General features: G+C 72.4%; 26 protein-coding genes. 18 read left to right on the top strand and 8 right to left on the bottom strand.

All coding sequences use genetic code 11. The features are described from left to right. The first annotated feature begins 14 nt into the window (after window positions 1–14). The 3 genes from LO763_RS05475 (at window position 15) to LO763_RS05465 (ending at window position 2256) form a co-directional block, all read left to right on the top strand. Window positions 15–1106 carry an isocitrate/isopropylmalate dehydrogenase family protein gene (locus LO763_RS05475; protein WP_230600953.1) on the top strand — a complete coding sequence of 364 codons (1092 nt, stop codon included), beginning with the start codon at window positions 15–17 and terminating at the stop codon, window positions 1104–1106. Beyond that, complete coding sequence (locus tag LO763_RS05470; RefSeq protein ID WP_230600952.1) at window positions 1103–1537, top strand: VOC family protein; 435 nt, start codon at window positions 1103–1105, stop codon at window positions 1535–1537. Before LO763_RS05475 ends, LO763_RS05470 begins: the two co-directional genes overlap by 4 nt. Window positions 1538–1755: 218 nt before the next feature. After that, complete coding sequence (locus LO763_RS05465; RefSeq protein WP_230600951.1) at window positions 1756–2256, top strand: DinB family protein; 501 nt, start codon at window positions 1756–1758, stop codon at window positions 2254–2256. An 81-nt stretch (window positions 2257–2337) separates the two neighbouring features. Here the strand turns inward: LO763_RS05465 and LO763_RS05460 are convergent, their stop codons facing one another. Both LO763_RS05460 and LO763_RS05455 read right to left on the bottom strand, forming a co-directional pair. Beyond that, window positions 2338–4446, bottom strand: coding sequence for a catalase (locus LO763_RS05460; protein WP_230600950.1), 2109 nt, complete (start codon window positions 4444–4446; stop codon window positions 2338–2340). Between the two features lie 156 nt (window positions 4447–4602). Then, entirely contained in the window at window positions 4603–5673 is a 1071-nt protein-coding gene (locus LO763_RS05455; protein WP_230600949.1) for a hypothetical protein, read from the bottom strand. A 230-nt stretch (window positions 5674–5903) separates the two neighbouring features. Here LO763_RS05455 and LO763_RS05450 point away from each other — a divergent pair, with 230 nt between their 5' ends. Beyond that, window positions 5904–7052 (top strand): hypothetical protein, encoded by a 1149-nt coding sequence (locus LO763_RS05450; protein ID WP_230600948.1) that lies wholly within the window; start codon window positions 5904–5906, stop codon window positions 7050–7052. An 84-nt stretch (window positions 7053–7136) separates the two neighbouring features. Here LO763_RS05450 and LO763_RS05445 read toward each other — a convergent pair whose 3' ends face one another. Beyond that, window positions 7137–8171, bottom strand: a complete 1035-nt coding sequence (locus LO763_RS05445; protein WP_230600947.1) for a LacI family DNA-binding transcriptional regulator — start codon at window positions 8169–8171, stop codon at window positions 7137–7139. Window positions 8172–8352: 181 nt separating this feature from the next. Here LO763_RS05445 and LO763_RS05440 point away from each other — a divergent pair, with 181 nt between their 5' ends. The 9 genes from LO763_RS05440 to LO763_RS05400 all read left to right on the top strand — a co-directional run bounded on the left by LO763_RS05440 (window position 8353) and on the right by LO763_RS05400 (window position 18426). Next, complete coding sequence (locus LO763_RS05440; protein WP_230600946.1) at window positions 8353–9444, top strand: glycoside hydrolase family 62 protein; 1092 nt, start codon at window positions 8353–8355, stop codon at window positions 9442–9444. Between the two features lie 50 nt (window positions 9445–9494). Beyond that, the gene (locus LO763_RS05435) at window positions 9495–10118 is read left to right on the top strand and encodes an RICIN domain-containing protein (RefSeq protein WP_230600945.1); all 624 of its coding nucleotides are present in this window, start codon (window positions 9495–9497) and stop codon (window positions 10116–10118) included. A gap of 101 nt (window positions 10119–10219) precedes the next feature. After that, the gene (locus tag LO763_RS05430) at window positions 10220–11134 is read left to right on the top strand and encodes an alpha/beta hydrolase family protein (protein ID WP_230600944.1); all 915 of its coding nucleotides are present in this window, start codon (window positions 10220–10222) and stop codon (window positions 11132–11134) included. Between the two features lie 20 nt (window positions 11135–11154). Beyond that, window positions 11155–12762, top strand: coding sequence for a glycoside hydrolase family 43 protein (locus LO763_RS05425; protein ID WP_230600943.1), 1608 nt, complete (start codon window positions 11155–11157; stop codon window positions 12760–12762). A 9-nt stretch (window positions 12763–12771) separates the two neighbouring features. Further along, a complete protein-coding gene (locus LO763_RS05420) occupies window positions 12772–13812 on the top strand; it encodes an endo-1,4-beta-xylanase (RefSeq protein ID WP_230600942.1) in 1041 nt (346 codons plus the stop codon). 255 nt (window positions 13813–14067) lie between these two features. Beyond that, a complete protein-coding gene (locus LO763_RS05415) occupies window positions 14068–15747 on the top strand; it encodes an ABC transporter substrate-binding protein (RefSeq protein ID WP_230600941.1) in 1680 nt (559 codons plus the stop codon). 47 nt (window positions 15748–15794) lie between these two features. Continuing rightward, window positions 15795–16817: an ABC transporter permease gene (locus LO763_RS05410; RefSeq protein ID WP_230600940.1), complete on the top strand. Its 1023-nt coding sequence runs from the start codon at window positions 15795–15797 to the stop codon at window positions 16815–16817. 50 nt (window positions 16818–16867) lie between these two features. Next, window positions 16868–17743 carry a carbohydrate ABC transporter permease gene (locus LO763_RS05405; RefSeq protein ID WP_439650270.1) on the top strand — a complete coding sequence of 292 codons (876 nt, stop codon included), beginning with the start codon at window positions 16868–16870 and terminating at the stop codon, window positions 17741–17743. Beyond that, window positions 17740–18426: a hypothetical protein gene (locus LO763_RS05400; protein ID WP_230600938.1), complete on the top strand. Its 687-nt coding sequence runs from the start codon at window positions 17740–17742 to the stop codon at window positions 18424–18426. Before LO763_RS05405 ends, LO763_RS05400 begins: the two co-directional genes overlap by 4 nt. A 51-nt stretch (window positions 18427–18477) precedes the next feature. Here the strand turns inward: LO763_RS05400 and LO763_RS05395 are convergent, their stop codons facing one another. Next, complete coding sequence (locus LO763_RS05395; protein ID WP_230600937.1) at window positions 18478–18822, bottom strand: thioredoxin family protein; 345 nt, start codon at window positions 18820–18822, stop codon at window positions 18478–18480. Between the two features lie 52 nt (window positions 18823–18874). Beyond that, window positions 18875–19300, bottom strand: coding sequence for a winged helix-turn-helix transcriptional regulator (locus tag LO763_RS05390; RefSeq protein ID WP_230600936.1), 426 nt, complete (start codon window positions 19298–19300; stop codon window positions 18875–18877). 134 nt (window positions 19301–19434) lie between these two features. On the opposite strand from LO763_RS05390, the gene LO763_RS05385 reads away from it, so the two are divergent. Together LO763_RS05385 and LO763_RS05380 are read left to right on the top strand one after the other, a co-directional pair. Next, complete coding sequence (locus LO763_RS05385; RefSeq protein WP_230600935.1) at window positions 19435–19770, top strand: ArsR/SmtB family transcription factor; 336 nt, start codon at window positions 19435–19437, stop codon at window positions 19768–19770. Then, a complete protein-coding gene (locus tag LO763_RS05380; protein ID WP_230600934.1) occupies window positions 19767–20243 on the top strand; it encodes an SRPBCC domain-containing protein in 477 nt (158 codons plus the stop codon). Before LO763_RS05385 ends, LO763_RS05380 begins: the two co-directional genes overlap by 4 nt. Window positions 20244–20305: 62 nt before the next feature. Here LO763_RS05380 and LO763_RS05375 read toward each other — a convergent pair whose 3' ends face one another. Together LO763_RS05375 and LO763_RS05370 are read right to left on the bottom strand one after the other, a co-directional pair. Then, window positions 20306–21676: a hypothetical protein gene (locus tag LO763_RS05375; RefSeq protein WP_230600933.1), complete on the bottom strand. Its 1371-nt coding sequence runs from the start codon at window positions 21674–21676 to the stop codon at window positions 20306–20308. Between the two features lie 189 nt (window positions 21677–21865). Then, on the bottom strand, window positions 21866–22636 hold the full coding sequence (locus tag LO763_RS05370) for an SGNH/GDSL hydrolase family protein (RefSeq protein WP_230600932.1): 771 nt from the start codon (window positions 22634–22636) through the stop codon (window positions 21866–21868). Window positions 22637–22748: 112 nt separating this feature from the next. Between LO763_RS05370 and LO763_RS05365 the strand changes: the two genes are divergently transcribed. The 3 genes from LO763_RS05365 to LO763_RS05355 are packed head-to-tail and all read left to right on the top strand — an operon-like array spanning window position 22749 to window position 25284. Further along, window positions 22749–23423, top strand: a complete 675-nt coding sequence (locus LO763_RS05365; protein WP_230600931.1) for a response regulator — start codon at window positions 22749–22751, stop codon at window positions 23421–23423. Next, a complete protein-coding gene (locus tag LO763_RS05360) occupies window positions 23420–24820 on the top strand; it encodes an ATP-binding protein (protein ID WP_230600930.1) in 1401 nt (466 codons plus the stop codon). Before LO763_RS05365 ends, LO763_RS05360 begins: the two co-directional genes overlap by 4 nt. Beyond that, window positions 24817–25284 (top strand): hypothetical protein, encoded by a 468-nt coding sequence (locus LO763_RS05355; protein WP_230600929.1) that lies wholly within the window; start codon window positions 24817–24819, stop codon window positions 25282–25284. The genes LO763_RS05360 and LO763_RS05355 overlap by 4 nt, the downstream gene beginning before the upstream one ends. On the opposite strand, the gene LO763_RS05350 is transcribed toward LO763_RS05355, so the two are convergent. Next, a complete protein-coding gene (locus LO763_RS05350) occupies window positions 25281–26477 on the bottom strand; it encodes an acyltransferase family protein (RefSeq protein WP_230600928.1) in 1197 nt (398 codons plus the stop codon). The genes LO763_RS05355 and LO763_RS05350 overlap by 4 nt on opposite strands. Between the last annotated feature and the right edge of the window lie 98 nt (window positions 26478–26575).

Here is a 26575-nt window from a genome sequence, read left to right as displayed (position 1 = left end):
CACGAGGGAGTGTCATGAGCACGTACACAGTGGTGTCCCTGCCCGGGGACGGGATCGGCCCGGAGATCACCGAGGTGGCCGAGGCCGTCCTGGACCGGGCGGCCTCGGCCGTGGGCGGCCTGACGGTGAACGTCGACACCCACGACGCCGGCGCCCTCCGCTGGCAGCGCACCGGGGAGGCGATGTCCGAGGCGACCTTCGACGCCTGCGGCGCCGCCGACGCGATCCTCATGGGCGCCATCGGCCTGCCCGAGGCGCGCCACCCCGACGGCCGCGAGGTCAACGGGGACGTGATCTTCCGCCTCCGCTTCGCCCTGGACCTGTACGCGGGCATCCGCCCCGTGCGCTCCCTGCCGGGCGTGCGCCCGACCCTCGCCGCGGACGACCCCATCGACTACGTGGTGGTGCGCGAGAACGTCGAAGGCCTCTACGCCTCGCGCACGGGCGGCACGAACGTGCGCGGCGAGGTCGCGACCGACACGATCGTCATCACCGACACCGGCACCCGCAAGGTCTCGCAGGTCGCCTTCGGCCTCGCCGCGGGGCGCGGGGGCCGCCCGCTCGACGGGCGCCGCATGGTCACCTGCGTCGACAAGGCGAACGTGCTCAGCTCCTACGCCTTCTTCCGCTCGGTGTTCGACGACGTCGCGAAGGGGCACCCCGAGATCGGCGCGGACCACGTGTACGTGGACGCCATGACGGCCTTCCAGGTCCAGCGCCCCTCGCACTTCGACGTCGTGGTCGCCGAGAACATGTTCGGCGACATCATCTCCGACCTCGCGGCGGCCACGGTCGGCGGCCTGGGGCTCGCCGCCTCCGGCGACGTGGGCGACGAGCACGGCATGTTCCAGCCCGCCCACGGCTCGGCGCCGGACATCGCCGGCCGGAACAAGGCCAACCCCACCGCGATGGTGCTGTCCACCGCCATGATGCTCGACTGGCTCGGCCGCCGCCACGGCGACGAGCGGGCGATCCGCGCCGCCGGGCTCATCGACGACGCCGTCCTCGCCGTCCTCGCCGACGGCGGGTCGGTCACCGCCGACCTCGGCGGCGAGGCGACCTGCTCGGCGATGGGCGAGGCGATCGTCGGGGCCATCGGGGCATGACCGCGAACGGACGACCCGACGCCGTCCGGCGCATCGACCACGTGGCGGTGGCCGCGCACGACGCGGACGGCGCCGCGCGGTGGTACGAGGCGTCGCTCGGACTGCGCCGCGTCCACGACGAGGTCGTCGACGCGGCCGGCGTCCGGCTCCTGTGGCTCGCCGCCGAAGCCGACGAGGGCGGCGCGAGCTTCCAGATCGTGCAGCCGCTGGGACCCGGCCCCGTGGCCGACCACCTGGCCGCGCGCGGCGAAGGGCTGCACCACGTCTGCTTCGCGGTGGACGACGCCGCCGACTTCCTGCGCGCACGGGGGGAGAGCGAGGACCAGGTCTTCGCCGGCGGGTACGGCCTGCCGTGCGCCTTCGTCGAGCACGCCCCGCCGGGGATCGCGATCGAGATCGTCGAGCAGGCCCCGGCCCGGCCGCCCCGCTAGGCCGGCGTCCCGTGCCGTGTCCGGGTCGGGCGCACCGGCTCGCCCGGCCCCGGGGCGGCACGGGCGGCTCCCGGCGCTAGACTGCACCCGACCGCACGAGAACGGGAAGGAGGTGTGACGCGGTGTCGAAAACGAACAATCCGGTGTCCCCCTCCCCCCGAGTGCGCTGACGCGTCGCTCCACGGGCGGGGGGCATCCCGTCAACCTGGAGCGCATCGATGAAACGCGACCGAGCCCGACCCCAACCGCCCGATGAGCGCACCGCGCTCTACGAACGGCTCCGCTGGCAGCGCCAGACCGTCCGAAAGAAGACCGAGGGCCTCGCCGAGGACCTCGCCCACCGGGCCTTCCTGCCCTCCCCGCTCATGACCGCGGCGGGACTCGTCTCGCACCTGCGCTGGGTCGAGCACGCCTGGTTCGAGGTGGACCTCCTCGGCCTGCCCGACCGGGGGCCCTGGACCGACGAGGACCCCGACGCGGAGATGCGGGTCGACGGCGTCCCGCTGGCGCGGCTGCTCGACGAGTACGACGAGCAGTGCGCCCGCTCCGTCGAGATCGCCGACGGCATGGCGCTCGACGGGCTCGAGGCGGCGCCGCCGCCCGGCCGGGAGCCCTGCTCGCTGCGGTGGGTCCTGCTGCACCTGATCGAGGAGACCGCCCGCCACAACGGCCACCTCGACCTCATCCGCGAGCTGGCCGACGGCGTCACCGGCGAATAGCGGCATCGGGACCGGGCCGCAGGCCCGGTCCCGATCGATTTCCTTGCCGCCCCGGGCCTTTCGAGGCCCGGGGCGGCTTCGTCAGGCCGCGACCTCGTCGGTGACGCGCCCCCAGGCCCGGTGCGCCGCGATCGCGTTCGCGAAGGCGTCGAGGAAGCCCGCCGGGAGGTCCCCGCCGTGCGCGGTCGTGGTGACGACGCCCTGGTCCTCCACCGGGTCGGGGCCCTCGGCGTAGGCCGCCTCGACCCGCGCGGCGCGCAGCACGTCGAGCCCCGCGCCGAACCCGGCCACCGCCTTGGCGTGCTTGAACGCCTCGGCCACGAAGTGCAGGGCGCGGCCGTCGCGCGCGAGCGAGGCGGCGCTCTCGGGACCGCAGGGGACGGCGACCGCGTCGTACAGGACCGACGCCGTCGTCGGCAGCGCCTTGTCGGCCTCCACCTCGGTGCCGTCGGCGCCCCGGACCACCCCGTCCGCGAGCCCCACGACCTCCGGCATCGCGCCCCGGGCCCGCAGGTCCTCCACGAGGCGCGCGACCCCGGCGCCGTCCACGCCGTCGGCGGCGAGGACGGCGACCTTGCGGGTCGCGACGCTCATGACCGGGTCCGTCAACTGGGAGAGCGCCGGGGAGGTGCGGCCGTGGTTGGGCTCGCCGGCCGCGGCCGGCGCGGGCACGCCGATGCCCGCGGCCACCCTCGTCGCCAGGTCCAGGTCGACCAGGCGCAGCTGGTCGACCACGCGCGCGCGGATGCCGCGGTCGTTCACCTTGCCCAGCTCGAAGCGGAAGGCGGCCACGATGTGCTCGGCCTCGACCCCGCTCATGGAGTTCCAGAACAGCGTGGCCTGGCTGTAGAAGTCCTTGAAGCTCTCCGAGCGCCTGCGGACCGTGGCGCCCTCGACCTTCTCGGTGTAGTGCGCGAACGCGCCCGGGCACCCCGGCGTCGGCGCGTCGTCGCTGATCGAGTTCTTGCTGTAGGAGGTCGCCGAGGTGTGGACGCGGTGCTGGCCGTACCCGTCGCGCTGGTCGTTGTGGACCTCGGCCACGGGCCGGTTGACCGGCAGCTGCGCGAAGTTCGGGCCCCCCAGCCGGATCAGCTGCGTGTCCAGGTAGGAGAAGTTCCGGGCCTGGAGCAGCGGGTCGTTGGTGAAGTCGATGCCGGGCACGACGTTCGCGGTGTGGAAGGCGATCTGCTCGGTCTCGGCGAAGAAGTTGTCCGGGTTGCGGTTGAGCGTGAGCCGCCCGACCGGGCGCACCGGCACCTGCTCCTCGGGGATGATCTTGGTGGCGTCGAGCAGGTCGAAGCCGAACGCGAACTCGTCCTCCTCGGGCACCAGCTGCACGCCCAGCTCCCACTCCGGGAACGCCCCGGCCTCGATGGCGTCCCACAGGTCCCGGCGGTTGAAGTCGGGGTCGGCCCCGGCGACCTTCTGGACCTCGTCCCAGATCAGCGAGTGCGTGCCGAGGGCCGGCGTCCAGTGGAACTTCACGAAGGTGCCGTGCCCGCTCGCGTCGACCAGGCGGAACGTGTGGACCCCGAAGCCCTGCATCATCCGGTAGGAGCGCGGCAGGGCCCGGTCGGACATGAGCCACATGATCGTGTGGAGCGTCTCGGGTTGGAGCGACACGAAGTCCCAGAGGGTGTCGTGCGCGGAGGCGGCCTGCGGGATCTCGTTCCTCGGCTCGGGCTTGACCGCGTGCACGAAGTCGGGGAACTTGGCCCCGTCCTGGATGAAGAAGACCGGGAAGTTGTTGCCCACCAGGTCGTAGTTGCCCGCCTCGGTGTAGAACTTGACGGCGAAGCCGCGCACGTCGCGCACCGTGTCGGCCGAGCCGCGCGAGCCGGCCACGGTCGAGAAGCGCACGAACACCGGCGTGGCCTCGTTCGGGTCGGTCAGGAACCGGGCGCACGTGTGGGCGCCCAGCCAGTCGTCGTAGGGCTGGAAGACGCCGTAGGCGCCCGCGCCGCGCGCGTGGACCACCCGCTCGGGGATGCGCTCGTGGTCGAAGTGGGTGATCTTCTCCCGGACGTGGAAGTCCTCCATCAGCGTCGGGCCGCGCTCGCCCGCGGTGAGCGAGTCGTCGGTGTGGTCGACGCGGACGCCCTGCTGCGTGGTCAGCGCCTGGTCGTCGTCGACGACCCGGTCGCGGTCGAGCTGCTGGTCCTTGCGGTCGCGTGCGGCATCGTGCGCCATCCTGAGCGCCCCCTTCACTGTGGTCCGGCTGCGGGGCGGAGCCCCTCTGCCATCGTCGGGCACGCGGCGCCCCGCCGTGCCATTTCGCGGACCAAGCCCGGCCTCCGACCGGGAGCCGGCGCCCGGCCGGTCGGCGCGCGCGCCGACCGGCCCTCCTCAGACCGTCGCCATGCGCAGCCCCGGGAAGCGGAAGTACGTCTTGTCGATCCGCTCCGCCTCACCGCCCAGGCGCAGGTCGCCCGCCTCGCGGACCCCGGCGGCCCGCGCGGTGGCGACGATGAGCTCGGCGGCCTCGCGGGCGCGCGCGGCGCCCGGCCCGCCCCCGTCGAAGTGCCAGGGCGAGTCGAAGTGCTCGGGTTCGGTCCCGACCTGCAGGGCCTCAGGGGTGGTGGGCCTCCAGCCGAGGGCCGCCGCGCCGCCGCCGCGGGCCGCCTCGGCGACGGGCGCGGGCGCGTCGTAGCCGATGTGGAGGTGGTCCTGGCAGCGGATGTCGAACATGAACGGGCTGCTGCGGGTGCCGTCGGACTGCGTGACGGTGCCGTACAGCCCCAGGGCGAGCCGCACGCCGAGCGCGGCGGTCTCGGCCGGCAGCGCGGCGAACAGGCCGGCGAGGGCGTCGGCGCACTCGTCCCAGTCGGCCGCCTCGGCACCGGAGACGTGCATCAGCTTGTCGCCGACGACCGAGCCGATGAAGCCGTTCGGCGCGTCCCGCACGGCGTCGACGTAGTCCTCCTCCCAGATGTCGGTGTAGTCCAGGACCAGCTCGGTCCCGTGCACGCCGGCGCGGAGCGCGAGGGTGGTGTACTTGCCGCGCCACCGCACGTACGGGGTGCCCCAGGAGGGCGCCTTGGCTCCGCCGCGCGTGTAGGTCCCGAAGAAGTCGGGGAAGCCGACGGCCCCGTGGACGGCGGCGTACACCCGCCGGAACTCCGCGGCCTGCGCCGCCGCGTCCCCGCTGATCCGCGAGAGCGGCGCCACGACGCCGCTCGGGCCGCAGTGGACGGTCACCTTGCGGCCGCCGCCCGGCAGCGCGCAGACCACCCCGGCCGGCCGGCCCTGGCCGTCCCGCGGCCACTCGGCCGGGTCGGCGGGCTCCCAGCGGAGGTGGGAGGCGAGCTTGCGCATCCCCTCCTCGTCGGCGCTGTAGTGCGGCAGGACCCCTTCGACGGTGCTCGCGACGGCGGCGATCTCGCCGTCGGTCATGCGCTCGTCCGGTGCGTCGGTCATCGCGTCCTCTCGATAGGCCCGGCGCAGGCCCCGCCCGCGCCGCGTCGGCCGCGGTTCCTCTGGCGGCCAACCGAAGCCACCGTAACCGAAGCCCCCGACAGGGCCCCGGGCCGAGGGCGCGGCCGCCGGGCGGTGACACGCCTGCCGCCCGCGTGCCGCGAATGAGGATCGAACACGCTTAGTGTCGACGGGCATACTCGCCTTCCAGGACCTGTGAAAGGGGACCCCCGGTGCCGATGACCGAGGACGACCGCGAGCGGTGGATCAAGCACCTCGACGGACTGCCCGCCGACCAGACCCCCGACCCCGAGGACCGGATGGCCGTCGAGGCCAACCTCTCGGCGTTCCTGGGCAGCATGTGGTTGAACGCCACGATCCCCGAGGTCCAGGGCGTCTCGGTGGCCGAGCTCCAGATCGTCGCGGTGCAGTACTTCCTGGGCCGGGCCGACGCGTACGCGGCGGCGAGCCTGGCGTCGATGGCGGAGCTCGCGGAGCGCCCGGGCGGGCGCCGCGCCGCCGCCAAGGCCCTCGAGCGGCTGGTGGGCCTCGGCGTCCCCGCGCCCGGCTGGCACGGCGAGGAGCTGGTCCTGGGGGAGTGCTGGGAGGGCGGCGACGTCTACGGCGACTGCCGCACCTACTTCATGTCCTTCCACGCCCCCAGCGGCGACTGCGCCCTCTCGTACACGGTGGACTACTCCGACTTCCACTTCGACATGGTCACCGCCTGCGGGCACCACCCCGACCTCGAGGAGCTGCTGCGCCCGCACCGCGAGCGGAACGCGGTCTTCAGCGACCGGCTCTACGTGCCGCGCCGGTGCGAGCCGGAGGAGGTCTACCGGGGGACCGCGCGGTCCCTGACCGACTGGGACCTGTTCTGCGTCGGCGGCGACCCGGGCAAGCTCGACTTCAGCTACGTGGCGGTCCGCGCCCTGTGGAAGGCCCGGCTGCGGATGCTCCCGCAGGTCGAGGTGGACCCCGGCGAGATGGTCGCGCCGACCGACGAGGAGCAGGGGCTGCGCAACGGCGCGTTCCTGACGCACCTGCTCGGCGGCCGCCGCGCGCTCGACGAGCCGCACATGAAGGCGATCGACGAGATGTGCTGGTTCCACGGCTTCAACGGCTTCTCGGTCAGCCCCGTCAGCTCGTTCGTCTTCCTGGAGCGCTACCTGCCGGGGAAGTACGGGCCGCGCGACCCGGTGGTCCGCGCGGTCAGAGAGCTCATGCCGGACTTCGTGACCTGGGCGGCCGGCGTCACCGACGTGCCGCTCGAGGCCGTGCCGTACCTGGAGCGCAGGACCGGGCAGCTGCTCAAGGGCTATCCGAAGTGGAAGGCCATGAACAAGGACATCGCCCGCGTCCCCCGGCCGCGCTCGCTCTGATCCTCGGAGTCATTCAAGATATATCTGCAACGATGTAATCGGTGCGGTTGAGCATGGCCGGCGACTCCTTCGCCGGCCGGCCGCTCACCCGGCCGGGGCGGCGGTGCTGTCGCGCACCACGAGCTCGGTGGCGAGGTCGAGGCGCTGCTGCTCCAGGGCCTCGCCCGCGGCGAGGGCGACGATCATCCGCGCGGCCGCGGCCCCCATCTCCTTGAGCGGCTGGTGGACCGTGGTCAGCGGCGGGATCATCCACCGGGCCTGCGGCATGTCGTCGAACCCGACGACGCTCAGATCCCGGGGCACGCGCACACCCAGCATCGCGGCGGCGTGGTAGACCCCCAGGGCCATCCCGTCGTTGCAGGCGAAGATCGCCGTGGGCGGGTCGTCGAGCCGCAGGAGTTCGAGGGTGTGCTCGCGCCCGCCCACGATCTCGAAGCCGCCGTTGCGCACCAGCGCCGGGTCCAGGGTCGCCCCCGCCAGGTCCAGGCCCGCGCGGAAGCCGTCGAGGCGGGCGCGGCTCGCCTCCATCCGGTCGGGGCCGGTGACGACCGCGATCCGCCGGTGCCCCAGGCCCACCAGGTGCCGGGCGGCGGTGAGGCCGCCGTTCCAGTTGCTCGCGCCGATCGAGGGCGCGTCGTGGTCGGGGTCGCCGGTCGGGTCGAGCAGGACCAGCGGGATGTCGCGGCTGTAGAGGCGTTCGGACTGCTCCAGGGTGAGCGCCGAGAAGACCGAGACGACGCCCTTCGGGCGCCGCGCCAGCACGTCCTCGACCCAGCCCTGCCCGGGGGTGTGGCGCCCGCCCAGTTCCGAGAGCACGACGCCGAGGCGGTGCTCGCGGGCGACCTCCTCGAAGCCGTTGAGGACCTCGATCGCGTAGAGCCCCCGCAGCTCGTGGAAGAGCACGTCGATGAGCGGGGCCGATTTGGAGGCGCGCCGCTGGCGCCGGTAGCCGCGCTCGCGGATGAGCGCCTCGATCTGCTCCCGGGTGGCGGCGGCGACGTCCGAGCGCCCGTTGACCACCTTGGACACCGTGGCGGTCGAGACGCCGGCGAGGGCGGCGAGCTGCGCGATCGTCAGGGGGCCCTTGGGAGGTTCGGCCGGTTCGGGGGAGACGCTCATCGCGGCAGTCTAGCGCCAGTCGCCACACGCGTTTCAACTTCGCGGGAGGCGTTGACCAGATATCGATGATTCTCTATAGTTTGGATCATCTAGATTTCGAAACAAACTCCGAACGTTTCGAAATCCGCTCGCGATTGTGAGCGATAACAGAGCTCACGACCCTTCCGATGAAAGGCACTCCATGCAACGGACACTGCGCACCAGGACCCTGGGGGCGCTCGCCGCCCTCGCGGCCGCTGCGGCACTCGCCGCGAGCATGCTCACCGCCGGCGCCCAGACCACCGAGGACGCGGTCGAGGCCCAGGCGCTGCCGTCGACCTTCAACTGGGAGTCGACCGGCGCGCTCATCGGCCCGAAGCCGAACTCGAGCCACAACGTCGTCTCCGCCAAGGACCCCACCGTGGTCCAGGACGCGAACGGCAAGTGGCACGTGTTCTTCACCGTCGCCAACACCGCCGGGAACTGGAGCCTGGCCCACACCAGCTTCAACGACTGGTCCCAGGCCGGGTCCGCCCCGCACACCTTCCTCGACACGAACCCCAACATCGGCTCCCGGTACGCCGCTGCGCCGCACGTGTTCTACTTCGAGCCCCAGGGGCTGTGGTACCTCGTCTACCAGACGGGCCTGCCCTCGTACTCGACCACGTCGAACATCGACGACCCGGGCTCGTGGTCGGCGCCGCGGAACTTCCAGAGCTCGATGCCCGACATCGTCAGGGACAACATCGGCAACGGCCACTGGCTCGACTACTGGGTCATCTGCGACGACGCCATGTGCTACCTGTTCTCCGCCGACGACAACGGCCACGTCTACCGCGCCCAGACCACCCTCGGGAACTTCCCGAACGGGTTCACCAACACCCAGATCGTCCTGCAGGACAGCAAGAACAACCTGTTCGAGGGCGGCGCGGTCTACAACGTGGACGGCACCGACGACTACATGCTCATATGGGAGTCGATCGGCTCCGACGGCGCCCGCTACTACCGGGCGTACACCGCCGGCACCCTCACCAGCCAGTGGCAGCCGCTGGCGACGAGCCAGAACGCGCCCTTCGCCGGGGCCGCGAACGTGTCGTTCCCGGGCGGCGCCTGGACGAGGGACATCAGCCACGGCGAACTCCTGCGGTCCGGCCGCGACCAGACCATGACCATCGACACCGACAACCTCCAACTGCTCTACCAGGGCCGCGACCCGAACTCGGGCGGCGAGTACTCGCAGCTGCCCTACCGCCTCGGCCTCGCCACCCTCGAAGGGGGCGGCGGCTCGTGCTGACCCCTCGGAATCCCTCGTCCCCCGTCTCCCACACCGTCAAGGAGTTCCCGATGACCTCGGCCGCACCCGACTTCTCGATCCTGGCCCGCTGGACCCGCGGCCTCGCCGCGCTCGCGGCGGCCATCGTGCTCGCCACGGCCGGGCTCGTCGCCCTCGCCGCCGACCGCGCCGACGCGCAGCCGCCGAACACCAGCGACTGGTACACGATCGTCTCCCGCCACTCCGGGCTCGCCTTCGACATCCAGGGCGCCTCGACCGCGACCGGCGCGATCCTCACCCAGTACACCAACTACGAGGGCACCAACCAGCAGTTCCGGTTCATCGACTCCGGCGGCGGCTACTACCGCATCCAGGTCCGCCACTCCGGCCAGGTGCTCGACGTCTACAACTGGTCGACCGCCGACGGCGGCACCATCGCCCAGTACACCAACCTGAACGGCAACAACCAGCAGTGGCAGGTCAACCGGAACTCGGCCGGCTACTACACCTTCGTCAACCGCCACTCGGGCAAGGCCCTGGACGTCTACAACTGGTCGACCACCGCCGGCGACCCGATCCGCCAGTGGGCCCCCACGGGCGCCACCAACCAGCAGTTCTCCCTCGTCCCGGTGGGCGCGACCTGCGGGGCGGACACCGTCCTCGCCGACATCGCCGCCGCCTCGGCCGTCGAGTAGCCGGACGAGTGACCGACCCGGGACCGGACCGGGCGAAGCGCGCCGCGCGCACCGGCGCCGCGCCGAACCCGGCCCGGTCCCGCCTTCCGAAAGGACCACGCATGACCATGTCCCGACGCACCGTCCTCGGCCTCGGCACCGCCGTCGGCGCGGCGGCGCTGATCGGATCCGCCGCGCCCGCGCCCGCGCAGGCCCGGACCGCCCCGACGCAGACCTTCCCGCTGGGCGTCCGCCAGTTCACCTGGAACCGCGCCGGCCGGACCCTGGTCACCCGCGTCTTCTACCCGGCCGCCTCCGGCACTCCCGGCGGTGACCCGGTGCCCGACGCCCCGATCGCGGACGGGCCCTTCCCCGTCGTGGAGTGGAGCCACGGCCTCGGCGGCAACCCCGAGAGCTACGGCGTCTGCATCCGCCCCTTGGCCGCCGCCGGGTTCATCGTCCCGGCTCCCGTCTTCCCGACCACGACCACCGGCGCCGAGGGGAACATCGGCGACGTCTACAACGGCAACCAGTCCAAGGACGTCACCGAGGTCCTCACCCGGACCCTCGCCCTCGGCGAGACCGGCTCGTGCGACCCCTTCGAGGGGCGCATGGACACGACGCTCGGCGTCGGCGCCGCCGGGCACTCCCTGGGCGGCATGACCACGCACGGCCTGCTCACCGCCTGGCCCGACCCGCGCATCACCGCCGCGATCCCCTACGCCTGCGTCGACATGGGGAACCCGACCGGGGCGGTGGACGCGAAGGTCCTGTTCGTCCACGGGGACCAGGACCCGATCTGCGACTACGGCCTCGCCCGGCAGGCGTACGCGGAACTGCCGGCGCCGAAGGCCTTCATGACCCACACCGGGCAGGGCCACGACGAGTTCATCTGGAACGGCCCCACCTACGGCCAGACCGTCGCGACCAGTCTCGACTGGATGCGTTGGGGCCTGTACGGCGACACCGCCGCCCGCGACCGGCTCGCCTCCGACGCCACCGGCGGCGGCATCGTCTGGGAGGCCGCCCTCTCATGACCGGACCGAAAGGAACGTCCATGTCCTGGCTGAGAACCCCCCAGAGCCGCAGAAGCGTGTTCATCGGCGGGGCCGGCCTGCTCGCCGGAGCCGCCGCCGCGACCGCGCTCGTCCCGTTCGCCGCGGCCGAGGCCCAGCAGACCACGTACGCGAACCCGGTCGTGTGGCAGGACTTCGCCGACGTCGAGGTCATCCGGGTCGGCGCGGACTTCTACATGACCGCGTCCACGATGCACTACTCGCCGGGCGCACCCGTCCTGCACTCCCGCGACCTCGTGAACTGGGAGTTCATCGGCCACTCGGTGCCCTCGCTCGACTTCGGGGACAAGTACGACCTGAACGGCGCCCGCGGGTACGTCCGCGGCATCTGGGCCTCCACGCTCGCCCACCGTCCCAGCGAGGACCGGTTCTACTGGCTCGGCCAGATCGACTTCGCCCGGTCCTACATGTACACCGCTACGGACCCGGCCGGGCCCTGGACGCGCCACGCCGAGCTCTCCCGCGCCTACTACGACGCCGGGATGCTCGTCGACACCGACGGCACGATGTACGTCGCCTACGGCAACACCCAGATCTCGGTCGCCCAGCTCTCGGCCGACGGCCGGTCCGAGGTCCGCAACCAGCAGGTCTACTCGACCCCGTCGAGCATCGGCACCCTGGAGGGCGCCCGGTTCTACAAGATCAACGGCAGCTACTACATCTTCCTGACCCGCCCGGCCAACGGCCAGTACATCCTCAAGTCCTCCTCGCCTTGGGGCCCTTACACACTCCGGCAGGTCCTGCTCGACATGCCCGGACCGATCGCGGGCGGCGGCGTCCCCCACCAGGGCGGCCTCGTCTCGACCCCGGGCGGCGACTGGTACTACATGGCGTTCGTCGACGCCTACCCCGGCGGCCGGATGCCCGCGCTCGCGCCCATCACCTGGACCGGCGACGGCTGGCCGCAGGTCGCCACCGTCAACGGCGCCTGGGGGAGCACCTACCCGTTCCCGGACCTCGCACCGCACCCCGTCCCGTCCCTCATCGGCACCGACGAGTTCACCGGCGCGGCGCTCGCGGCGAAGTGGGAGTGGAACCACGACCCCGACGACTCGAAGTGGTCCACCGGGAACGGCCTCCACCTCCAGACGGCCACGGTCACCAACGACCTCTACTCGGCCCGCAACACGCTCACCCACCGCATCCAAGGGCCCTCCTCGACCGCGACGGTCGAGATCGACCCGTCCGCCATGCGCGACGGCGACCGCGCCGGCCTCGCCATGCTCCGCCACGCCTCGGCCTGGATCGGGCTGCGCCGCGACAACGGCACCACCCGCCTCTCCATGACCGACGGCCTGACCATGGACTCGAACTGGAACACCACCGGCACCGGCACCGAACGGGCGTCCGAGGAGCTGTGCGGCGCCACCGTCTGGCTGCGCGTCACCGCCGACATCCGGCCCGGCTCCGGACGGCAGGCGGTCTTCTCCTACAGCACCGACGGCTCCGGCTTCACCCAGCTCGGCCCCGCCTTCACCCTCGACAACGCCTGGCAGTTCTTCATGGGCTACCGCTTCGCCGTCTTCAACCACGCCACCCAGTCCCTCGGCGGTGCCGTCACCGTCAACCGTTTCTCCATCACCACGTAAGGAGTCGCAATGACCGACCAACTCCCAAGGCCGCGAAGCGTCCGCCGCCGCCTGGCACTGGCGACGGCCGCCGTCGCCGCCGCCGGCATCGCCGCCGTGAGCGCGCTCGTGTTCACCAGCCCGGCGCAGGCGGCGACCACGCTCGGCGCCTCGGCGGCCGAGTCCGGCCGCTACTTCGGCGCCGCCGTCGCCGGCAACCGCCTCAGCGAGGCCGGCTACGCCAACACCCTGGGCACCGAGTTCAACTCGGTGGTCGCCGAGAACGCCATGAAATGGGACGCCACCGAACCGAACCCGGGCCAGTTCAACTTCAGCGGCGGCGACCAGATCGTCTCCTGGGCCCAGGCCCGCGGCATGGCCGTGCGCGGCCACACGCTCGTCTGGCACGCGCAGCAGCCCGGCTGGGTCGAGGGCCTGACCGGCAACAACCTCCGAAACGCCATGGTCAACCACATCACCGGCGTGGCGAACCACTACGAGGGCGACGTCTTCGCGTGGGACGTGGTCAACGAGGCGTTCGAGTGGGACGGCTCGCGCCGCCAGTCGAACCTCCAGCAGCAGCTGGGCAACGGCTGGATCGAGGAGGCCTTCCGCGCCGCCGACGCCGCCGACCCGAACGCGAGGCTCTGCTACAACGACTACGGCACCGACGGGATCAACGCCAAGAGCACCGCGATCTACAACATGGTGCGCGACTTCCAGTCGCGCGGCGTCCCGATCGACTGCGTCGGCTTCCAGACCCACGTGAGCGCGGGCGACAACCTCAGCAGCTACCAGTCGAACCTCCAGCGCTTCGCCGAACTCGGCGTCGACGTCGAGATCACCGAGCTCGACGTCGGCGGCTCCGGCTCGGGCCAGGCCGCCACCTACGAGACCGTGGTGAACGCCTGCATGGCGGTCTCCCGGTGCACCGGCATCACGGTCTGGGGCGTCACCGACAAGTACTCCTGGCGCGACGACGACCCCCTGCTCTTCGACGACAACTACCAGAAGAAGCAGGCCTACACGGCGGTCCTCAACGCCCTCAACGAGGGCGGCGGCACCTGCTGAACCGCTCCGGCCTCGGGGAGCCTCGTGCCTGGGGCTCCCCGAGGCCGCCCGCGTCCCTCCGCCACCTCCCGCCACACGAGGTGACGGAGTGCTCGCGGAAAACACTCATTGACACGGGCGCTCCGTGAAACTACGCTCTGGAAAGTATCGGAAATCTCTTCGAAACTTTCGCTCAGCGCGGTGCTGCGATCCCTCTCGCAGCGGACGCCGTGCCGACCCCGGGCGGAACGAAGACAACCCCCCATAAGGAGAGACATGTCAGACGTGTTCGGGCGTACGCCCATGAGAGCGACCCGTCGTGGTGTTATCGGTATCTCGATCGCCGCCTCCGGCGCGCTCGCACTCGCGGCGTGCAGCGACGACGGCGACACCGAAGTGGACCTCGAGGCGCAGTCCAAGGGCGCGATGGACGACTACGCCGCCGACTCCCAGTTCACGGCCACCGAGGCGTTCACCCTCTCGCTCCTGTGGACGGAGTGGCCCGAAGTCCCCATCACCGACTCGTGGCAGTTCTTCACCGAGATCGAGAAGCGCACCAACGTGAAGCTCGAGGTCACGACCATCCCCTTCAGCGACGCGGTCGAGAAGCGCAGCCTCCTGATCAGCGCGGGCGACGCCCCCTCCGTCATCCCGCTGATCTACACCGGCGACGAGGACTCCTTCGTCTCCTCGGGCGCGATCCTCCCGATCAGCGACTACGTCGAGCACATGCCGCACTTCCAGAAGTACGTGGAGGAGTGGGACCTCGGCGAGATGATCGACAACCTCAAGCAGGCCGACGGCAAGTACTACATGCTCCCCGGCCTCCAGGAGGTCTCGGTCCCCGTCTTCACGCTCGTCGTCCGCAAGGACGTCTTCGAGAGCGTCGCGGGCGGCATCCCCGAGACCTGGGACGAGATGCGCGAGGCCCTCGTCAAGATCAAGGCCGAGTACCCCGACTCCAAGCCCCTCGCCGACGGCTTCGAGGCGGCGTCGATGCTCAACTACGCCGCGCACGCGTTCGGCGCGCAGGCCGGCTGGGGCTTCGGCGACGGCATGATGGACGACGGCTCCGGCAAGCTCCAGTACACCGCCGTGTCCGAGGGGTACAAGCAGATGGTCGAGTACTTCCGCGGCCTCGTCGCCGACGGCCTCCTCGACACCGAGTCGCTCACGGCCGCCAACGACGGCGGGGGCGGCGGCAGCGTCGCCGAGAAGTTCGCCAACGAGCTCGTGTTCGCCGCCTCCGGCTCCAGCGGCACCGCCATCGAGTTCGCGCAGGCCCTGAACGAGACGGTCGGCGAAGGCAACTACGAGGTCCTCCAGATCGCCCCGCCCGGGGGCCCGGCCGGCCAGGTCTGCGAGCCGCGCAACTTCTGGAACGGGTTCATGCTCAACTCCGAGGTCGCCGAGTCCGAGCACTTCCTCGCCACGCTCCAGTTCCTCGACTGGCTCTACTACAACCCCGAAGCGCGCGAACTGGTCCGCTGGGGCGTCCTCGACGAGACCTACACCAAGGACGCCGACGGCACGATCACCCTCAAGCCCGAGTACTCCCTCAACGCCTACAACATCAACCCCGGCGCGGCCACGGACATCCAGGAGGACCTCGGCTGGTCCAACGCGGTGTTCGCCGACTCGACCGAGTCGCGCGCCCTCAAGGAGTCCTACAACACCCCCACGTTCGTCGAGTACATCGACTCCGTGCTCGCCACGCGGACCCCGCGCGACCCGAACCCGCCCGCCCCCCTCGACGAGATGGAGCTCGAGCAGGCGTCGCTCCTCGCCACGCCGATCAAGGACACCGTCGACACGAACACGCTGCGGTTCATCATGGGCGAGCGCGACATCGCCGAATGGGACGACTACGTGGCCGAGCTCGAGGCCCAGGGCCTCCAGCAGTACGTCGACCTCATCAACGGCGCCCGCGACCGCTTCGAGGAGGAGAACTCCTGATCCGCCGGCCGGGGCACCCGCCCCGGCCCGGACGGGAGGAAGCGCACATGCCCCTCACACGAGACGAAACGGCTCCGCGGCCGGCCGACGCGACCGGGAAGACCGCCCCCGAGCGGCCCGCGACGCGACCGGGCGCCGCGGGGCCGGGCCCCCGGCCCCGCAAGCGCAAGCAGACCTGGCGGGAGGCCTTCCGGCGCGACTGGCAGCTGTACAGCCTCGCCCTGGTCCCCCTGATCTTCTTCGCGATCTTCAAGTACGGCCCCATGATCGGGAACGTCATCGCGTTCCGGAGGTTCCGCCCCGGCGGCAGCATGTTCGGCGACGAGTGGGTCGGCCTCCGATACATCGAGATGTTCATCAACGACCCCACGTTCTGGCACGTGTTCGCGAACACCGCGATCCTGGGCGGACTGACCCTCGTGGTCTGCTTCCCGCTCCCGATCGTGCTCGCGCTCCTGCTGAACGAGGTGCGCAAGCGGCACTTCAAGAAGATCGTGCAGTCGATCTCCTACCTGCCGCACTTCCTCTCGGTCGTCATCGTCGTCGGCATGCTCATGCAACTGCTCTCGTTGCAGGGCACGGTCAACCAGGTCATCGGGGCGTTCGGCGGCGAGGGCATCCCGTTCCTCCAGCGGCCCGAGTGGTTCCGCGCCGTCTACGTCGGCTCCGAGGTGTGGCAGACCGTCGGGTGGGGCACGATCCTCTACCTGGCGGCGCTCACCACGGTCGACGACTCCCTGTACGAGGCGGCGAGGATCGACGGGGCGGGCCGGTGGCGCCAGACCTGGCACGTCACGCTCCCCGGCATCCGCCCGACCATGATGACGCTCCTGGTCCTCAACATCGGCACGTTCCTCAACGTCGGCTTCGAGAAGGTGCTCCTGCTGTACAACCCGCTGACGTACGAGACGGCCGACGTCATCTCCACGTACCTCTACCGGGTCGGCCTCGTGTCGAACAATCTCAGTTATGCGGCGGCGATCGGCCTGTTCCAGGCGGTGATCGGCCTCGTGATGGTGCTTTCCGCGAACCTGATCTCGCGGCGGATGGTGGGGACGAGCCTGTGGTGACCGACGTGATCTCCGAGAACGCGACGAGGACGCCGAGGCGCCCCCGTCCAGTGCGGGAGACCCGCGGGACGCGCGCCTTCGGCGCCGTCAACACGGTCCTCCTCGTCCTCCTGTGCGCGGCGATGCTGTACCCGTTCGTCACGGTGCTCGCGCAGTCGTTCAGCTCGCCGGGCGCGATCAACGCCGGCCAGGTCAGCTTCTGGCCCGTCGGCTTCAACACCGACACCTACGCCGCGGTGATGTCGAACGACACCTTCTGGCGCAACTACGGCAACACCGTGCTGTACACGGTGGTCGGCACGGTGATCGCCATGCTGCTCACCACCACCTACGCGTACGTGCTGTCGAAGAAGCACCTCAAGGGCCGCAAGGCGCTCATCGGCATCGCCGTGTTCACGATGTTCTTCAACGGCGGCCTCGTGCCGAACTACGTGCTCATCTCCTCGCTGGGCATGAAGAACACCATGTGGGCGATCGTGCTCCCCGGTGCGATCTCGGTGTTCAACCTCCTGGTCATGAAGTCGTTCTTCGAGAGCCTGCCGAAGGAGCTCGAGGAGGCCGCGCAGATCGACGGGCTCGGCTGGTACGGCATCTTCGGGCGGATCACGCTGCCGCTGTCCAAGGCGGTCATCGCCACGATGGTGCTGTTCTACTCGGTCGCCTACTGGAACGACTGGTTCGCCGCGTTCCTCTACCTCGACAAGACCGAGCTGTTCCCCGTCACGCTGTTCCTGCGGAACCTCATCGCGGGGGCGTCCACATCGGCCTCCGAGGGGGCGGCGGCCGCGGGGACGACGACCGCGCTGGTGTCCACGAACATCCAGGCGGTGACGATGATCCTCACCGTCATCCCCATCCTGTGCGTCTACCCCTTCGTGCAGCGCTACTTCGTGTCGGGCGTGATGCTGGGGTCGGTGAAGGGGTGACGCGCACCGACGCCGACGAGATCGGCCCGGGGGCGCTCTCCCGGTTGACCGCCGCGGTCTACCGGTACCTCGTCCTCGGGCTGTTCCTCGCGGCGGCGGGCCTGCCGACCCTGCTGCTGTGGACCCTGCTGTCGCCCGAGCCCGCGAACGTCGCGTTCTTCATGGCCGCGCTGCTGCCCGTCGCGCCCGCGCTCTCGGCGGCGCTGTACGGCCAGCGGGCGTGGTCGCGGGAACCGGACCTGAGCCCGGCGCGGCCGCTGCTGCGCGGGCTCCGGCTGAACCTGCGGGACACGCTCGCCTGGTGGGTCCCCGTGCTCGCGCTGGCGACGGTGCTGGCCGTGAACGTCCTCTTCGCCGAGGGCGTCCCCGGGGGCGCGCCCCTGCGGCCGGTCGCCTTCGTGCTTCTGGCGGCGCTGGCCGTGTGGTCGGGGCACCTGCTCGCGGTGACCTCGTTCTTCTCGTTCCGGTTCAGGGACGTCCTCCGCGTGGCGGCGGCGGAGTGCTTCCTCTCCTGGCGGACGTCCCTGGGCGTCCTGGCGATCCTGGTGGTCGCCGCCGCCACCGCGGTCGCCGGCTCGGAGGCGCTGCTGCTCCCGCTGGGCTGGGCGTTCGCCGGTCTGCTGTGGCTGGTCGTGCGCCCGGCGGTCGCCGATGTCACCGAGCGGTTCACGACCGGGGGCTGACCCCCGGTCCGGCCGGGGCCGGACCGGGGCCCGATGCGGCCGCGGCGGACCTCAGCCGACGGACGGCGCGGACCGGCGCAGGTGCGGTTCCAGTTCGCGCATGATCGCGGCCCGCGGGCGGGCGCCCACGATCTGCGCGACGACTTCGCCGGAGACGAACAGCGCCAGCGTCGGCATCCCCATGACCTGGTACTTCATGGTCGTCTCCGGGTTGGCGTCGACGTCGAGCGCCACCACCCGCATCCGGTCGCGCTCGCTGTCGGCGATCTGCTCGAGCACCGGGGCGATCGTCTTGCACGGCGGGCACCATTCGGCGGTGAACTCGACGAGGACCGGGAGGGGGCTCGCCAGGACGTCGTCGGTGAAGGCGGCGTCGGTGGTCGCGTTGAGCGGCATGCGTACTCCTATGTTCAGATGGTCGTGGTGATGCGCTTCCACAGGACGGCGGTCAGCGGCGCACCTCGGCGATGAGCCGCCCGTGCGGGTCGATCCGCTCGCCGCACTCGCATTGCAGCGCCGCGGTGACGCGGCCCCCGCAGCTGCTGTGCCGGTACACGATCTCGGGGAGGGCCCCGGCGCCGCGGTGGCGCTCGCCCCAGTCGGACAGCGCCGCCAGGACGGGGATCAGGTCGATGCCGGCCTCGGTGAGCACGTACTCGTGGCGGGTCCGCTGCCCGGGCGTGCGGTAGGGGCGCGTGCTGAGCAGCCCCGCCTCGGTGAGGCGGTGCAGGCGGTCGGAGAGCACCTGCCGGGGCGCCCCGGTCGACGCCTGGAGCTGGTCGAAGCGCCGCAGCCCGAGCGCCGTCTCGCGGACGATGAGCAGGGCCCACCGGTCCCCGACGACACCGAGCACTTCCGCCATTCCGTGATCCACAGTCCAGAGTCTAGACCATGAACCCAGCCTTCGCCGACCGTGGCCCCACGGGCCTCGGCGGCGCGGGCCCACCGCTCGAGGGCGCCGACGCTCAACCCTTGCGCTCAGTGTTCCGATGCGCAATACTTAGCCTCATGGCACAGTATTTGGAGGAGCTCGACGGCGTGTTCGTCGCGCTCGCCGACCCGACCCGGCGCGAGGTCGTCCGGCGCCTCGGACGCGGCCCGGCGAGCGTGGGCGACCTCGCCCGCGACTTCCCGATGACCCTGCCGTCCTTCATGAAGCACGTGCGGATGCTCGAGGCGAACGGCCTGATCCGCACGGCCAAGTCCGGCCGGGTGCGCACCTGCGAACTCCGGCGCGACCGCCTCGCCGTCGTCGACGACTGGCTCGCGGAGCAGCGCCGGATCTGGGAGGAGCGCACCGACCGCCTTGAACGACTCGTCACCGAACCCGAGGAGCAGCAGTGAATCCCGATCTCGACCTGACCCTGGAGCGGATCATCCGCGCCCCCCGCGCCGCGGTCTGGCGCGCGTGGACCGATCCGGACCGCTTCGCCCGGTGGTGGGTCCCCGCGCCGACCGTGTGCCGCGTCGACCGCCTGGACGTCCGGCCCGGCGGCGGCCTGGTGACGCGCATGAGCGACGACGGGGCGGCGTTCGCCCCGCACATGGACGCGACCTTCCTCGTCGTCGACGAACTCGAGCGGATCGTGTTCACCAACGCGATCGACAGCGCCTGGCGCCCCGCGGACCCCGCGCCGGTCCCGATGACGGCCGAGGTCACGATGGGCGACCACGCGGACGGCACGGACTACCGCATCATCGTCCGGCACGGCGACCCGGCCGCCCGCGCCCGCCACGAGGAACTCGGCTTCGCCGACGGCTGGGGCGCGGTCACCTGTCAGCTCGCCGAACTCGCGGAGAGCCTGGTGGCGCGGTGAGGACCGCCCCGGTGGCGTCCGAGGGCGTCCAGCTCCACCGCCGGTTCCGGTAGCGGCGCCGTTCAGCGGCGGGGCGGCTGCCCGCCCCGCCGCGGCGGGACCGGAGGCCGCTGCGGCGGCACCGGGTGGTGGTGATGGTGGTGGCGAGGCGGGCAGAGCGGTACCGGCGGGCCGGGCGGATTCCATTGCGGCCCAAGACTATGCGGTGGCCTGCGAAGCGGCCCGGGAGGATTCCCCGGCGGTGCCGCGGACGGGGCCGGAGCAGCAGGCGACGCCGCAGGCGGTGCGGCTGGCGCGGGCGGCGCCGCAGGAGCGGGCGGGACCGGTGCCTCCACCTGCACGGGCGGAGCCGCCCCGGGAACGGGAGTCCCGTGCCTCAGCGTCTCGGCACGCGACACGGCCGGGGCCCCCGGCTGCGGCGGGATCACCGGCGCGGCTTCGCGATAGGCCATGACCAGCTCCGTCGGCGGCGTCCAGTGCCGCACCCCCGGGGCGAACATGAGCCCGAACGCGACGCACGCCAGCGCGAACTCCAGGCCGAACGCCAGCGCGAGAGCCGTGCCGGTCCGCATCTCGACGGTGTTGGTCCCGAGCGTGCCGGTCGCCAGCAGCAGGCCGGGCGCGATCGCGCCACCGGCCGCGACGCCCGCGGCGCCCACCCACACCAGCGTGAACACCCGCGCCCAGAACCGCCCCCGCACCAGGCCGACCGACGAGGTCAGCGCCAGGCCCCCGAGGGCCGCGGCGACCCCGACCGCCCACGGCGTCGCGACGGACCAGGCCAGCGGCGTCAAGGCGACCGCCCAGAACAGCACCTGCGCCCACGCCAGCGAGCGCGGCCGGGACGGCGTCCGCTTCGCGCCCGAACGCTCCGCCATGAGCATCATGCCCGGGCCCGGGACGCCCTGGACCCGCACCTCGCCGCGCAGCACGCGGTGCATGAGGATCCACTCGCGCACCGGCTTCGAGCACAGCAGCACCACGAGCACCAGGTAGAGCACGCCGACGCCCGCGGCGAAGAGCACCGTCCCCGGCGCCATGCCGAGCAGGCTCATCCCGACCATCGTGGTGCCGACCGACAGCACCAGCCCGATGACGGCGCTGGCGAGGGCCCACAGCCAGGCCCAGCGCTTACCGCGCCCGATCTGCGCGGGCGTGATGAACGACTGGACCGTGGCGTACAGCGCGTAGGCGAGTCCGGCGAGGCTCAGCGGCTGGAAGTCGCGGGCCATGATCAGCGCGGACAGGAGGTCCGCGACGGAGGCGACGGCCGCGAAGACCCACAGCAGGGTCTGGACCCAGGTGAGGGACCGCGGCTTCGCCATCGCGAACGCCGGGGCCGGCCGTCCGGCGGGGGCGTCGCCCGGGCTCGCCGGGCCGCTTCTGAGCCGCATCCAGTCCACAGGGGGCGGGAGGAGCTGTTGCTGCGACAAGGTTCCCTCTCAAGGGTTGTCGTTCAGGACCGGGGCGGGGTCGTGCGCGGGCCCATGGTATCCGGTCCCCGCACCGGGGGCGCGGCCCGCCGAGAATCCTACGGCCGCATCCGGTCACCTCAGCCGCGAGGTCGACGCGCCGTGCCGGCCCCGCGCGGCCGAGACGGCCCGCCCCTCCGCGAGGGCCCCTCAGCAGCCCGTGAAGTGCTCGTCCCCGGACCAGCCGACGTTCGCCCACTCCTGCGGTTCGGGCGGCGTGAAGTCCGGGTACAGCTCCGCGAACCCGGTGAGCAGCCACTGCGTGAAGCGCGCGGCCCCCTGCGGGCAGGTGTGGACGCCGTCGGTACTCCGGTCGGGCCTGCCGTCCACGGTCTGCGCGTACTCCTCGCCCCACACCTCGGCGGCGTCGAGCATGACCGCCGCGCCGTCCGACGCCTTGGCCGCCTCGGCCGCGACCTCGGGGGCGCGCTCCAGGTCGGCCATGTGCGGCTCGTAGAACTCGTCCGGCACGATCGGCGGGGCGCTGACGAACACCAGCGTCGCCCCCAGGCCCGCGACCGTGTCCACCAGGCGCCCGTAGGCCTCCCGCTGCTCCTCCTCGGTGCCCCAGTCGTAGGTGGTGATCTGGTAGACGACGGTGCCGGGCCTGGCGGAGCCGAGCTCCTCGGGCAGGGTCGCCCACCGCTCCTCGGCCCCCGGGCCGACGACGTTGCCGCCGCCTTCGGCGGCCATCGAGTGGAACTCCACGCCCGCCGCGTCGAGCGCGAAGCCCAGGGGCAGCGCCTCGCCGACGGCGATCGAGTCCCCCAGCATGATCACCCGGGACAGCCCCGGGCCCGGTTCCGGCAGGGCCGTCGCCCCCTCCTCGGGGCGCTCGGCGTCCGCGCGGCCGCCGCAGGCGGCCGCGGCGACGAGCAGGAGTCCGCACAGGCCGGTGGTGAGTGTTCGCATCTTGGTCATGGACCCCACGTTGACGCGCCCGCGTCCCGGGGCCGCCGCCGCGATGTCGCGATCGTGTCGCAGAGCGGCGCCGACCCCGCCGGACCGGCGCCCCGATGTGCATACTGGCCCGGTGGCCGCAATCCTGCTCATCGAAGACGACCCCCTCGTCCGGCGCGGGCTCCAGCTCGCCCTCGGCCGCCACGGCCACGAGGTCGAGGCGGCGGCGACCGGCGAGGACGGCGTGGCGGCGTTCGACGCCGCACCGCCCCAGCTGGTGGTGCTCGACCTGATGCTCCCCGGCATCGACGGATTCACCGTGTGCCGCCGCATCCGGGCCCGCGGCACGGTGCCGATCATCATGCTGACCGCCCGCGGCGACGACTTCGACATCGTCGGCGGCCTGGAGGCCGGCGCCGACGACTACATCGTCAAACCGGTGCAGCCCACCGTGCTCGACGCCCGCATCAGGGCCGTCCTGCGCCGCGGCGGAACCGGGCCCGACGGCGTGCGCGAGTTCCGCGGCCTGCGCGTCGACACCGTCTCGCTGACCGTGTCCCTCGACGGCGCGCCGGTCGCGCTCACCGCGACCGAGCTGCGGCTCCTGCTGACCCTCTCCGGTTCGCCCGGCCGCGTCTTCAGCCGCCGCCAGCTCCTCGAAGCGGTCTGGGAGCACGACTACCTCGGCGACTCGCGCCTGGTCGACAACTGCGTCCAGCGGCTGCGCGCCAAGATCGAGACCGACGGCGCCGACCCCGTGTACGTCCAGACCGTGCGCGGCTTCGGCTACCGCTTCGGGCCGGTATGACCCGGTTCCCGCTGCGGGGACTGCGCGCCCGCATGATCGTGGCGTTCGCGCTGGCCACCATGATCGGCGCGGGCGCGGCCTCCTGGGCCGGCGCCGAGTCCGCGAGCGACGCGCTGGTGGAGTCGCACCAGCGCCAGCTCACCCGGACCCTCGCCGAGCAGATCGCCGCCATCGCCCCCACCCTCACCTACCCGCCCGACCAGGCCGTGCTCGACCGGCTCCGCGCGGCGGTCGGCCCCGACACGACCGTGTCCTTCGAGGACCTGCGGTCCTCGGACGGCGCCGACCGGGCCACCGCCGAACTCCGCGGCGCCGTCCGCGAACGGGACCGGATCGCGACCCAGCGGATCACCGCCGACGGCCGGCCCCTCCTGCTCATCGGCGCCCCCGTCATGACCACCGCGCCCGACGGCTCGCGCACTCCCTCGGGCATCGAGGTGTACGCCGCGCGCGACCTCGGCGAGGTCGAGGCGCGGATCGACGACCTCGCGGCCACGGCGATCGGCACCGCCGCGCTGGCGCTCCCGGTCGCGGGCGTGATCGCGCTGCTGGCCGCGGGCGGCGTCCTGCGCCCCGTGCGCGAACTCCGCGACACCGCCCAGCGCCTCGCCGACGGCGACCTCGACGCCCGCACCCCGCCGCAGGGCGCCGACGAGCTCGCGCAGCTCACCGCCACGGTCAACGAGATGGCCGGGTCCCTCCAGGCCTCGATGGCGGCGATGCGGCGGATGCAGTCCGACGCCAGGCGGTTCGCCGCCGACGTCTCCCACGAGCTGCGCACCCCGCTGACCACGCTCACGGCGGTCGCCGAAGTGCTCGCGGACGCGGCCGACCGCATGGAGGAGACCGACGCGAGGGAGTCCGCGCGGCTGGCCGTCACCGAGATCCACCGGATGGTGCGGCTCGCGGAGGACCTGATGGAGGTCTCCCGCTTCGACGCCGGCACCGTCCGGCCGCGGCTGGAGGAGATCGACGCCGCCGAGGCCGTGCGCGACACCCTGCGCGCCCGGGGCTGGCTCGACCGCGTCGAGCTGACCGGCCCGGACGGGATCGCGCTGCGGGCCGAGCGGCGCCGCCTCGACGTCATCGTCGCCAACCTCGTCGGCAACGCCCTGCGGCACGGCGCCCCGCCGGTGCGCGTCCGCGTCCGCGAGGCCGGGCCCGAGGTCCGCATCGAGGTCGCCGACGCCGGACCGGGCCTGCCCGACCACGTGCTGCCGCACGTGTTCGACCGCTTCTACAAGGCCGACGACGCCCGCGCCCGCACGCCCGGCAGCGGACTCGGCCTCGCGATCGCGCTGGAGAACGCCCGCCTCCACGGCGGCGGCCTCACCGCGGGCAACGGCGACGACGGCGGCGCGCGCTTCGTGCTGCGCCTCCCGAAGGAGGCGCCGTGAGGCGGATCTGGATCGCGGCCGCGGTGCTGCTGCTGGCGGGCTGCGGCGTCGAACCCTCCGGCGTGACCGACGGGGGGCCCGCCCCGACCGGCGTCGCCCCCGGCCCCACGCTGTACTTCGTCGACGGCGGCGAGCTGCGCGCGACGGTGCGCGACACCGGGCGCCTCGGCACGATCGCCGAGGCGCTGTCGCTGCTGCTGTCGGGCCCCGGCGACGCGGACCTGGACACCGAGATCGCGCCGACCGCGTTCGCGAAGGTCGAGGTGACCGTCACCGGGCAGGAGGTCGAACTGCGGGTGCCGCTGTCGACCGAGGAGGTGACGCCGCTGGGCATCGACCAGATCGTGTGCACGGCACTGGCCGCGCACGTCCAGAACGGCGGCTCGACCGAGGCGACGGTGCGCCTCAGGTTCACCTTGGAGGAGCCCGGTTCGCGCGACCCCCGCACCTGCCCGCTGCTCTAGAGCCCGCCGACGTCCACGACGGGCGGCGCCGGTTCCGGCAGCAGTGTCCACAGGAGAGCGAGCGCGACCATGGCCGCGGTGAGCGCCAAGGCGCCGCGCCGCCCCCTCGCCCAGCCCGCGCGGTACCGGATCGGGTCCTCCACCAGGTACTTCGACACCGCCGCGAGGGCGATCGACACTGCGCAGACGAGCGCCGTCCACGACCACCTTCCGAATCCCGTCGCCTCCGGCGAGAGCAGCACGATCACCGGCCAGTGCCACAGGTACAGGCTGTAGGAGACCAGCCCGAGCCACCGCAGCGGCCGCGCCGCGAGGGCACGGGGCCACCCGGCGTCCGGCGCGGACGCCAGCAGCGCGATCAGGACGGCCGACAGCAGCGCGTGCGCGAACAGGCCGCCGTCGAACAGCCACGGCCCGCCCGTCCCGTCCACCAGCAGCCACATCGCGCCGATCCCCGAGGCCGCCAGCGCGGCCGCCGCACCCGGGCGGCGACCGCACGCCCGCACCAGTCCTCGGCGCACCGCCGGAGCGGCGACCAGGGCGCCCAGCAGCAGCGAGAACGCCCGCGTGTCCGTGCCCATGTAGACCCGGCTCGGGTCGGCCCCCAAGGCCATGAACAGCACCGAGAAGACCGAGACGAGGCCCGCGGCCGCGGCGACCGGGCGGTCCACCCGCCGCCAGCCCAGGGCGAAGACCGCCACCAGAGCGGGCCACACGAGGTAGAACTGCTCCTCGACGGCGATGCTCCACAGGTGCTCGAACACCCGGTCCTGGCCGAAGCGGTCCCAGTAGTCCGACGACTCGGCGATCAGATGCCAGTTGAACAGCTGCAGCTGCGCCCACGGCAGGTCCGCGAGGGTCGTCCGCACCAGGCCGGGCGGCGCGACCGCCCACGTGACGGCCGTGACGACGGCGAGCATGACCGCCAGCGCGGGCAGCAGCCGCCGTATCCGCCTGCCCCAGAAGGCGGCCAGGGAGACCCGCCCGGTCGCCGCGGCCTCGCGCAGCAGCAGATCGGTGATGAGGTGACCGGACAGGACGAAGAACAGGTCCACCCCGAGGAAGCCCCCGGGCAGGTGCCCGGTGTGGAACAGCAGTACGCCGGTGATCGCGGCGCCGCGCACGACGTCGAGCGCGGCCACGTGCCGGGGCCGGGCCGGTGCGACGGGCGGGGCGGATCGGAGTTCGCTCATGCGCCGAGCCTTCCGGCCCGATGTCGGGTGCCCGTCCCCCCGACGTCCCAGTCGCGTCGCAGAAGGCCCGCAGTGCGGCCGAGACGCCGGCACGGGCC

The organism is Glycomyces amatae (assembly GCF_020991375.1).
In the GTDB taxonomy this organism is placed as follows: Bacteria; Actinomycetota; Actinomycetes; order Mycobacteriales; family Micromonosporaceae; genus Glycomyces; species Glycomyces amatae.
This window is presented reverse-complemented; position numbering and strand designations above follow the sequence as displayed.